At 63.2% G+C, this 1,305-nt stretch carries 1 protein-coding gene; it reads right to left on the bottom strand.

Annotated elements, in window-relative coordinates:
• Positions 1–36: 36 nt before the first annotated feature.
• A protein-coding gene (locus tag AC1DD5_RS25650) for an IS3 family transposase (protein WP_477523125.1) occupies positions 37–1,253 on the bottom strand; the annotation gives its coding sequence in 2 pieces (ribosomal slippage) (positions 37–989 and positions 989–1,253; 1,218 coding nt in all).
• Positions 1,254–1,305: the final 52 nt, after the last annotated feature.

Below are 1,305 nucleotides of genomic sequence, written 5' to 3'. Positions count from 1 at the left end.
TGCGCTCGTCAAGTTTTTGAGACAGTTTCGTTGGTGTTAGGCGGCCAGGGGTTCCTGGGCGCGGTTGTGGTGGTTTTCGTGGGCGGCGGCTGGTGGGATGCCGCCGGCCCTGCGGTTGGGACGGCGGCGGTTGTACCAGCCTTCGATGTAGTCCATCACTCCGGTCCGGGCTGCGAGTCTGGAGCCGAATCCGTGGTGGTGGTAGAACTCGGTTTTGAGGTGGGAGAAGAAGTTCTCGGCGACCGCGTTGTCCCAGCACACCCCGACCTTGCCCATGGACTGGGTGACCCCGTTCGTGGCGCACCATTCCTGGAATTCGTCAGAGGTGTATTGGGTGCCACGGTCGGAGTGGAACACCACACCATGCTCGGCGAAACGGCCGTGGTTCCGTGCCATCTGCAGGGCTGCGGTGCACAGGCTTGCCCGCATGTGGGCAGCCATGGACCAGCCGATGACCATGCCCGAAAACAGGTCGATGACGGTGGCCAGATAAAGCCAGCCCTCCCCGGTGCGCAGGTAGGTGATGTCTCCGACCAGGCGGGTCCCGGGCACCGCGGAGGTGAAGTCGCGTTTGCCCTGTTCATCGAGCATGTGGTTCTCGATGTGGGCGGTCTTGGCTTGCGGGTCCTGGACCGTGGTCTGTTTCCAGGCCCGGGTTCGGATGGCCCGCAGGCCCTTTTCTCGCATGATGGCCCCGACGGTCGGGGCGGAGACTTTGGTCCCGGCCGCGTTGAGCAAAAGCGTCAGCTGGTCACGGCCGGCACGGCCTTGTTCCTTCTCGTACAGGCCGGTAACCGCGGTGACCAGATCCTCATGCCGCACGGCACGCGGTGAGGGCCCGGCAGGGGCGCGCCACCGGTAGAACGAGGCCCGGGAGACCTTCAACGCCCGGCACAGCCACGCCACGGAATAGTTGGCCTTCTCCGCTTCGATGAACTCGTAGAAGTCCTCTACTTTTGCTTCGCGGCAAAGAAGGCGCTGACTTTTCCCAGGAACTCGACCTCGGCCTTCAACCGCTCATTTTCGGCCAGTGCCTTCCGGTGCTCGTCCCACGGCACCGGCCCCCGTTCTTCAGGCAGGACCGGCGCGGCGCCCTGGTGGCTCTCTCGATGCCTGTGCAGCCAGTTCCCCAGCGTGCTTTCCTTCACCCCGATCTCCTCGGCGACCTGTTTCACCGACCGGTTCGTGGACAAAACAAGCCGCACAGCATCCTCACGGAAAGCCGCATCGTATTTTCTTCTGGGCGTGGTCATCTGAACTGAAGCTCCCATCAAGCTGTCTCACAAAACCATACGACCGCAGATC

This window comes from Paenarthrobacter sp. 10L420, from assembly GCF_056395385.1.
This window is presented reverse-complemented; position numbering and strand designations above follow the sequence as displayed.